We start from the raw sequence: 10370 nt of genomic DNA, 5'->3' as shown, positions 1-10370 counted from the left end.
GAAGCCGGTGACGGGGCTGACCTTGGTTTGGGCGGGGACGGCGACGACACGATCCTTGGCGGTCTTGGGGACGACACGCTTCAGGGGGGCGAGGGCGCCGACAGCCTTGACGGTGGCGACGATGCGGACGTCCTTTATGGCCAGGCAGGCGACGATACCTTGATCGGCGGCGCGGGAGCCGATTTTCTGAACGGGGGCGTCGGCAACGACAGCGTGGTCGGCGACGCTGGGAACGACACGATCGATGGCGGAAGCGGTGACGATGCGCTGGAAGGTGGTGCCGGCGACGACAGCCTCACGGATTACAATTCTTCGACCGAAGTGAACAGCTTCTCTGGCGGCGAAGGCGACGACACGCTGCGTGGTTACGGCACCTATTTCGACGGTGGGATCGGGCAGGATCGGATTGATTTCGTCGACCAGTCCGGTGCCGACATCTTTGTAAACGGCGGCGATGGTGCCGATACCATTTCGCGATACGGCAGTGTCGTTACCGACACGGCGGTGCTGATCGATGGCGGCGCGGGCGACGATACCATCACAGGGACCCGCTACGGGCTGGACACGATCCTTGGCGGGGACGGCAACGACTCCATCAATGGCGGTACGACCAGTACGTGGTCCGGCTACCGCCCGGACTCGATCGATGGTGGCGCGGGCGACGATACGATCATCGGCTCGGGTCTGGATGACACGCTTGAGGGCGGAGCGGACAACGACAGCATCGAGGGCAATAGCGGAAACGACCAGATCTTCGGCGGAACGGGCGATGACATCATCCGTGGCGGTGTCGGGGACGATACGATCTTCGGCGGCGGCGAAAGCGGCGATGGTCCCGGTGACATAGCGATCTATTCGGGGACGCGGGCACAATACACGGTAATTGGTGACCAGACCGGATTGCAGGTGATCCACAACACGGGTTCGGACGGGACAGATGTTCTAACGGATGTGGAGGTTCTGCGGTTTTCGGACGGGGATCTTCCGGTTGCCACCGGGTTCACCGGCGTGGATCTCCTCGGGACCAGCGGTGACGACAATGGGCTGCCGGGCAATCCGGGCGCGTTGGTCGGGACAATCCTGAACGACACGATCCAGGGTCTGGCTGGGGACGACAGCCTTGTCGGTCTCGACGGCCAAGATACGCTCGATGGCGGCGACGGAGCCGACACCATCGAGGCCGGTGGCGAGGACGATAGCGTTCTCGGCGGTGACGGTAACGACCTGCTGACCGGTGGCGGAGGTGACGATACCCTCGAAGGTGGCGCGGGGCTCGATGTTGCAGTCTATGCGGGCGACAGCGCGGATTTCCTGATAGCGGGCGACGATACGTCAGCGACGGTGACCGATCTGAATGCGGCGGACGGTGACGAGGGAAGCGATACGCTGTCCGGAATCCGGATTCTGCGCTTTGCCGATCAGGATGTCGTATTCAACCAGGTGCCCGTCACAGACGGCGAAGCATTCAGTTCGGACGAGGACAGTGTCTTTGAGATCGCGACGTCAGTCCTTCTAGAGGGTGACACGGATCCAGATGCAGACCCGCTGACCATTACGGCGGTTCAGAACGCGACGAACGGTACTGTGCAACTGATCGGGGACACAGTCCGGTTCACACCAGATCCCGACTACTTCGGGCCTGCCAGCTTCGACTATGTCGTGAGTGACGGCTACGAAACCAGCGTCCAGGCCGTCACGGTTGATATCCTGTCCGTGAACGATGCACCTGTTGCTGTCGCCGACGCCGCAGAGACCGACTTTGAAGCGGCTGTCACATTGAACGTTCTGGACAACGACTCGGACCCAGAAGGCGATCCGTTGCAGTTGACCGGGACCGGACCAGCGTCGCACGGAACGGTAACCGTTGGGAGTGGCGGCGAGGTCACGTATACGCCGCTGGCGGGTTTCTCTGGCACGGATACTTTCAGCTACACGGTTGAGGACGGAAACGGCGGGTCGATGACCGGGCAGGTTGCGATCACCGTTCTCGCGCCTCCGAACACGCCGCCCGAGGCCGCGGATGACAGCTTTGCAACTCTCGAGACCCAGACGGTTGCGGGAGAGGTGCTGGGCAACGACACAGATACCGACGCGGATCCCCTTACTGTCTATGCGGTGGAAGGGCTGACCGCGGTCGTGGGTTCGTCCTATACGCTGGCATCCGGGGCAGTTGTCACGATGCAGACGAATGGCACCTTCGTTTATGATCCCGACGGGGCCTTCGACCTGGCGAGTGGTGAGAGTGCGACCGACAGCTTTACCTATACCATTTCCGACGGCGAAGGCGGCTTTTCGGAGGCTGTCGTCAATATCGATCTGACCGGCGTCGGCGCACCGCCGGTCGCGACGCAAGACGCTTATAGCAGCGACGAGGAAACTCCTGTTGTTGGCAACGTGATCACCGACGACACCGGGACCGGCGCCGACAGCGATCCCGACGGGGACGACATTACCGTCATTGCCGTCGAGGGACGGCCGATCGCGGATGGTCCCATAACGCTTGTATCCGGGGCCGTCGTGACGATGGCGCCGGACGGCAGCTTTACCTACGATCCCTCGGGGGCACAGGATGCTCTTGGGGAGGGGGCGACCGGTACGGATACGTTCACCTACACGATCTCGGATGGGGCCGGGGGCGTAACCAAAAGCGCCGCGGTTATTACCCTTGCCGGGGTGAACGACGCGCCCGTCGCCGCGGATGACGCTTACGAGGTTGTCGAGACAAGCGTTCTGACCGGCAACGTGATCAAATTGCCGGAAGAAGAAGACTGCGGCTGCGGCGGCACCGTCACGGTTCTCGAGGATGGCACCGACGTCGATCCGGATGGGGATGCTCTGGTCGTGTCTGCCGTCAACGGTTCAACCAGTGATGTCGGGGCACAGATCACGCTTGCCTCCGGTGCGCTGCTGCTTCTCAACGCGGACGGCAGTTTCTCGTACGATCCCAACGGGGCATTCTCGACACTGGCTTATGGCGAGACCGGCGCCGACAGTTTCCAGTATACGGTAGATGATGGCGCCGGGGGCAGTGACACCGCGCTCGTGACCTTGTCGGTCAACGGAATCGCCGGTGCTCCCGACCTGGTCGTGTCGGATGTAGAGTTCGAAGGCGGCAAAACGGACGAGTGGGTGTCGGTCTCGTACCGGGTCGACAATCTTGGCGGAGCGACGCTTCCCGATACCGGTTGGACCGACAAGCTTTTCCTCTCGATCGATACCGTTCTCGACGAGAATGATATCTTCCTTCGGGACCTATCTTTCTCGGGGACACTGGATGCAGGATCGTTCTACGAACGTTCCGCTACGGTCAAAATGCCCGGCGAGAACGGCGACTACTATCTTCTCGTCAAGACGGATGCCGGGGGCAGCACCGTTCTCGAGGTCGACGAGAGCAACAACATCGGAGCGTCCTTGGCGCCGGCCGGGGTGCTTCCAGCCTATCACTCGACATTGGTGGCCAACACCGGTTCTGTGGTCGGCGGTGAGGCCATTCAGCTGTCGGGGCAGGCGATCGACGTCGAGACCGGAGAGGCGGCGCCCTTCGAGTTCGTGACGATCGAAGCTGAAATCGACGGTACGACGCGGACGATCGATGTGCTGACCGACATCACCGGGCAGTGGTCGACAAGCTTCACCACGTTGCCGGGGCAGGGCGGCACTCTCAGCCTGAATGCGCACCACCCGGGGAACCCCGGGGAAGACGCAGCGCCGGAAGCGACGGTCGACATCTTCGGCATGGATATCCTTGAGGACTATGTCACGTTCGAGGTGGTCAACGGTCAGTCCGGGACGCTTAGCCTCACGCTCGACAATTTCGGCGACTTGGACCTGACCGGACTAAATGCCACGATCGAGGGCCTGCCGACGTCGTGGAATGTTACCCCGGTTCTGGAGGCGACGACGCTTGCCGGTGACGGCACGATCACGTTGGACTTGAACGCCACCATGCCGGAGGTAACGGCCTACGACTTCACGGACGTGGTGGTTCGGGTCACCTCTGACCAAGGTGCAGAGACATCGGCTAACGTACGGATCGACCCAGTGTCGTCCTTGGCCGATCTTGTCATCGAACAGACCTCGATCGAGGGTTTCGCGCTGCGGGGAGAGCAGGAACTCGTAAGCTTCACGATCACCAATGAAGGATCGACGGCATCGGCGCCGATTACGGTCCTTCTGCCGGAGCTCGACTGGATGGGTCTTGCCACGCCGCAGGTCATCGAAAGCCTCGGGGCCGGCGAAAGCCGTGAAATCTTCGTTAGCCTGACGCCTGATGACGATGTCCCCTTTGGGACCTTCTCGGGCTCGATCTCCGTTTCGGAAGCCGGCGGCGATTTCGCCAGCCTGCCATTTACCTTCTACACGGCCTCGGATGCCACTGGCACGTTGGAGCTGAACCTGGTCGACGAGCTGTTCTACTTCTCGGACGAAGCTCCGAAGGTTGACGATGGCCGCGTCACCGTCACCAACGCGGTAACCGGAGAGATCGTGTTCTCGTCCATGGACGTCGACGGGATGGTAACGATCAGCGACATCCCCGAGGGGCTGTATAACGTCCGGATCGATGCAAAGGATCACGACAGCTACCAGTCGACGATCGAGATCAACCCGGGTCAGACCAATTCCATCGACGCCTTCATGTCCAAGCAGACGGTGAAGTACTACTGGTCCGTCGAGGAAACCGAGGTCGAGGACAGGTACACCGTAAACGTCGAGGCAGAGTTTGCCACCGACGTTCCCGAGCCGGTCGTCGTGATCGATCCACCTTTGATTGATCTAGCGGAGCTAGATCAGGTCGGCGAGGAAATCGTTGTCGAAATGACGGCAACAAATTACGGATTGATAGCTGTCAATAATTTTGAACTCAATATTGGCGATCATCCGTTTTATAATTTCGATTACCCCGAGGGCGCCTTTGATGTGCTCGATGCGAAATCTGAAATTACGATTCCCATTAAGATCACTCGTGTTGCGGACTTTGAGGTTGAGGCAGAAGAAAGCAATATTGTTCTCGAGAAAGGCCTTCTCGGAGACATGGCGGACGAGAAAATGGGTGCGCTTTCAACATTCGACGCGCCGGGGGCAGTTCCTGCTTCCGAACCAGTGTCATGCGTAATCCAAGCGGAAGTGTATTTCTCTTATCCTTGCGGACCCAACGATGTTTACAAGGTGGTTTCTATCGGAATTGCTAACGCGGACGGCAACTGTGACGATGGTGTCCCTGGCGGATTTGGCTTTGGCGGCGGGGGGCTTGGAGGCGGTTTCGGTGGCGGCGGCGGCGCAGGCGGAGGCGGTGCAGGAGGAGGATTTTCCAGCGGTGGTCCAAATGGTGGTACGCCTCAGCAACCCGTATTCAGCCCGGTTATCCCTATTCCGAAAGTCGACCTTTGTGATTTGGTCGATCCATTCGTGGATTGTGGAAAAACGTTCGCACCACAATTTGCGCCGGCGTTTGATTTTGTCAGGTTCATTGCACAAGGTCCTGGGGGGGGGAATGCCAATGATCTCGCTGGCAGCGTCGCGCAAGGTCTGGAGGACTACTTCGATCCGGATCAAATTGACGGACTAGCGCCGCTCGGGCGAATAGAAGACGGTATAAAATGCGCTAGGGCGCTCGCAGATTTGCTTGGGTGGAAGCAGGGCGTTGATTTTCTCGACAACGTACTTGCATACACTGGCAAAGTTCTACCTATCGCCACGATTGTAGACGATTTTGATGATATTGGCGATATATTGGATCTAGAGGATCTTGGCGATTTTGTTGATCTCGCCGATGACGTCGTTGAAATCGTCAATGGCCTGACGGGTGTCTCCCAACCTTCGGACGCCTCACCGATGTCCCTCCATGCGGCGCCTGCGATGCTGGAAACAGGCATGACGGATGCGCAACTCGCATTGAGTCTCGCTTTGAGTTCGTTCAACGCGTCACTTGATTATCAATCATATCTTTTCGGTGATCAGGCTTGGTTGGACACTGAGGACGCCGCGGGCGTTTCAGGTTGGATTGGGGAGTTTAGCGCATTTTTGGTCGACGGCGCACGCCGCCTGACGGTCGAAGAGAAAGGCTATCTGCTTGGGCTGACGCTTCCGGATGACATCTCAAGTGATGAAGCCGAGGCATTTCTTGAAAGATGGAACCGATCCATCGATTATTGGAATGCAGGCATCATTAACGAAGAGGATGTGCCCAATGGTATGAGTTCTGACTTCATAGCTTTGGATCGGCTTGAGGTGCTGGCGAGTGCGTATATTTCGCATGGTCTGATTGCTGACGCTTATGGCTACTCGGACTTGTCGTCGCTGACAGAGCAGGCACTTAACCTTGTGGAAGCCGAACAAACAGCGCCAGTGGGTGGCGTCTGCGCCTCCGTCCGTATCTCGATCAGCCAGGACGTCGTTCTGACGCGTCAGGCATTCCTTGCGGAACTGGAGATCGTCAACGAGACGACGAAGGACTTGTCGAACATCGCGCTGCAGATCGAGGTTCGTGACAGCAGCGGCAATCTCGTCGAGCAGACGGAATTCGGCATCACCGATCCGTTCCTCGACGGCAGCCTGACCGCGATTGACGGCACGGGTGTGATTGCTGGGGGCGAGAGCGGGTCCGCGACCTTTACCCTTGTGCCGTCCCGTCTTGCCGCCGCTTCGGGCGAAGAGACGTACACGATCTCTGGCTCGCTCAGCTATGTTGAGAACGGCGTTCAGGTGGCGGTCCCACTGCGGCAGGAAGAGATAACCGTCCGTCCGCAGGCAGAACTGGAACTCGATTACTTCATGCAGCGGAACGTTTTTTCCGACGATCCGTTCACGGACGACGTGGTCGAGGTGTCGCAACCTTTCGCTCTTGGAATCCTCGTCAACAACGTTGGCGCAGGTGACGCAACAAACCTGTCGATCACCTCGGCCCAGCCGAAGATTATCGAGAACGAGAAAGGTCTTCTGATCGATTTCGAGATCCTCGGCACCGAGGTGAACGGGGAAGGTGTCGCGCCGACACTGAATGCGGATTTCGGCGACATCGCCGCTGGCGACGCCGAAACGGCGGTGTGGCTGATGCAGTCGAGCCTGCAGGGCAAGTTCGTAGATTACGACGTGTCCTTTACCCATGAGAACAGCCTTGGGTTCGAGGAACTGTCGTTGATCACCGAAACCCGCATCCACGAACTGGTGCAGGTGGTGCAGGACGATCGGTCTGGCTCTGACGGCCTGTCCGATTTTCTGGTCAACGATGACTGGGAGACCGATCCGACCGCGCTTCCAGACACGCTTTATACCTCGGACGGCGAAGTTCTGGCTGTCGCGCTCGCCACTGGTGAGGTTGCGGATGGCGTTGCAGGCCCGTCGGACTTGGTGGTCGAGGTCACCGCTACGATGGCTGCAGGGTATAGCTATGCGTCGCTGCTGGACCCCGGGGCGGGAGAATACACGATTGCCTCGATCGTGCGCGAGAGCGACGGAAAGGTGCTTCTGGATGCCAACTATTGGCAGACGGACCGGACCTTCCCGCCAAGCGGACGGCCGGAGTACGAAGACGTTTTGCATCTTCTCGACCATAACGAAACGGCTGGTCCGCAGACCTATATCGTGACCTACACGGCGAAGAACGTCGGGCCGACTGCAAACGACGATACCGTCCTGACGGACGAGAACACTTCGATTTCCTTCGACGCACTCGCCAATGATACCGATCCCGAGGGCGATCCGCTGTCTGTTGTCGGTGTCACACAAGGTGCTGACGGCTCTGTGGTGGTCGGCACTTCCGGTACCCTGATCTATACCCCGGACGCCAATTTCACCGGGTCGGACAGCTTCACCTACACGATCGTCGATGGCAACGGCGGCACGTCTGTCGGCACCGTGGATGTAACGGTAAACGATATTGCCAACCCCGCGAGCTCGGTCAGCATCGAAGTTGGGACCGGCAATCCCGATGATGCCGGATTTACGTCCTTCGCCTCTTCGGCCGGTTCCGAAGGTGCTGATGGCAATACCGAGGTCTGGTTCGTTGTGCGTCGCTTGGGTGACCTGTCCGGCGACGTCGATGTGTCACTGCAGCTTTCGACAACAGCAGATAGCGACGACTATTCGGGAAGCGTGCCGCAGACCGTCACTCTGCGGTCGGGCGTTGAGGAAAGCTATTTCCGGCTGGACGTGTTCGGGGACGACGTGATCGAGGCGGATGAGGACTTGACCGTTGCGATCACAGGGACGTCCCGCGCCGATGTCGTGACGGAGCCCGGTGCATCCAGTGCGACTTACACGATCGAGAACGACGATCTCGCCTCGACCGTGTCGGTCGCTGTCACCCGCGTCGGCTCCGGCGAGACGCCGTCCACGACGTCAAGCTTCACGGAAGGCGATTCCGGTAGCTACGACCTCTCATTCACGGTCACCCGGACCGGCGATCTTACGGGTGCTGTCACCCTAACGCTCGCGGCGCTGGGAACCGTCAACGCGGCGGACATCGCGGGGTCCATCCCCGACGAAGTCACGCTGGTAGATGGCCAGGCGAGCGTGTCGTTCGTTGTCTCTGTAACCGGTGACACTGAATTCGAGAGCGATGAGGACGTCGGCGTAGAACTCGTGTCGACGGATCGGACAAACGTTTCCATCGACCCAACCGGCCAGACGGCAATACACACTATCCTGAACGACGATGTACCCAACTTGGCGCCTCAAGGAATTGATGATCGGGCGGACACAGCGGAAAGCGCCGCCATCGTCATCGACGTGCTGGGAAATGATAGCGACCCCGAGGGTGGGCCCATCTCGCTCGTCAGTGTTGCGGCGCCGCTTTTCGGATCGGCTGAGATCACGGCAGCCGGTATGATCGAGTACGTTCCGATGCCCGGCTTCGTTGGGTCCGACAGGTTCTTTTACGTCATAGATGATGACGAGGGGCAGATCAGCACCGCCGAGGTTGTGGTGACTGTTGCACCGACGGGGTCCACCTTTGTCCTCGGGACGCCTGAGAGCGACGATCTATCAGCATCGGGAGACACCGAATACTTTGAGCTTCAGGGATCGAATGACACGATCTCCGGAAGCCTGTCCGACTTCGACGGCGATACCGTCAGCGACTTCGGCACGGGGGATGCCATCGTGCTGCAGGAGGCAAGCCTGTCTCCGGACGACGTCACGGTCGTGGCGGGCTCGGCCATCCTGTCTTTCGATGCAAATGGTGACGGGACGCCTGAAAGCGTGCTGACGCTTGAAGGAGACTTCTCCGGCGAGACTTTCGAGGTGTCTTCGGTCAACGGAGAAACGACCGTTGTTCTAGCTGGACCAGCGGCAAGTCAACTGACGCCCGCCGGAGAACGGTTCATCACTGAAGATGCTGGACCCAATCGCGTTTATGGAGACGGCGGCGACGACGTCATCGCCACCAGCGCCGGTGACGACATGGTGTCCTCCGGTGCAGGGGACGACGTCGTTCTCGCAGGCTCTGGCAACGACACCATCATCGGTGGTTTGGGTGCTGACAATCTAACCGGCGGTGAGGGGAGCGATATGTTCGCCTTCTCGGCGGGGGATTTCCAGGTCGGGGGCTTCACTGCCGACTTCGTCACCGACTTCACGCCCGGCGAAGATATTATCGAGCTTTCCGGGTTCGGTATTACGGATCCGGGGAGCCTAAGCTTCATCACCGTTGCAGAAGGGGACGCCATAGACCTTGGGAGCGGTAGGTTCATCGTGTTGGAAGGCCTGTCGCAAAGCGATCTGCTGCCGGGCGATATCGTCGCGACTGAATTCGCACGCACCTATGGGCTGATCGCGACGAACCCGGTCCACAACCTTACTGACGCAGACGATCGTTTCATCTCCACAGACACTGGAGCGACCGAGATTTTCGCTGGCGGCGGCGATGATGCGATCGTGGGTGGCTCCGGCGATGATACCATCCGCGGTGAAAGCGGGGCAGATGTCCTTGTTGGCGGCGCTGGCAACGACAAACTGATCGGAGGCGAAGGTGCCGATCAGCTTAGCGGTCGCGATGGCGCCGACGTCTTCGAGTTCACGTTCGGCGAAGAAACCACCTTTGTTGCAGAGTTCATCACTGACTACGAAGTGGGAACCGACACGCTTGACCTTATAGACTTCGGTTACAGCTCTGCCGGTGACCTAACGTTCACGACGGCAGGGTCGGGGGATGTAGCGATCCAGCTTACCCCTTCGCGCTTCATTGTCTTCGAAGGTCATACGGACGTGGCGGCCATTGAAGCAGACGCGTCTACCTGGAACTTTGTCTGACGAAGAAGGTTTGCATGGCGAGGCCAGTTTGCGCTGGTCTCGCCTCTAGACAGGATGGGGTCGAGATTGCGGCCTCTTCGCGATTCCGCAGTCGGAACCGCAAAGGTTCCCCTGCAGAATTT

The 10370-nt window shown here is 59.4% G+C and carries 1 protein-coding gene; it reads left to right on the top strand.

The features are described 5' to 3' along the window. Window positions 1-10248: Ig-like domain-containing protein (locus tag P1K30_RS21120; RefSeq protein WP_275634771.1), on the top strand; the 10248-nt coding region annotated here is incomplete at its 5' end. Window positions 10249-10370: the final 122 nt, after the last annotated feature.

This window comes from Psychromarinibacter halotolerans (assembly GCF_029168315.1).
In the GTDB taxonomy this organism is placed as follows: domain Bacteria; phylum Pseudomonadota; class Alphaproteobacteria; order Rhodobacterales; family Rhodobacteraceae; genus Psychromarinibacter; species Psychromarinibacter halotolerans.
Note: the sequence above shows the minus strand (reverse complement) of the source record. Positions and strands in the feature narration are given on the sequence as shown.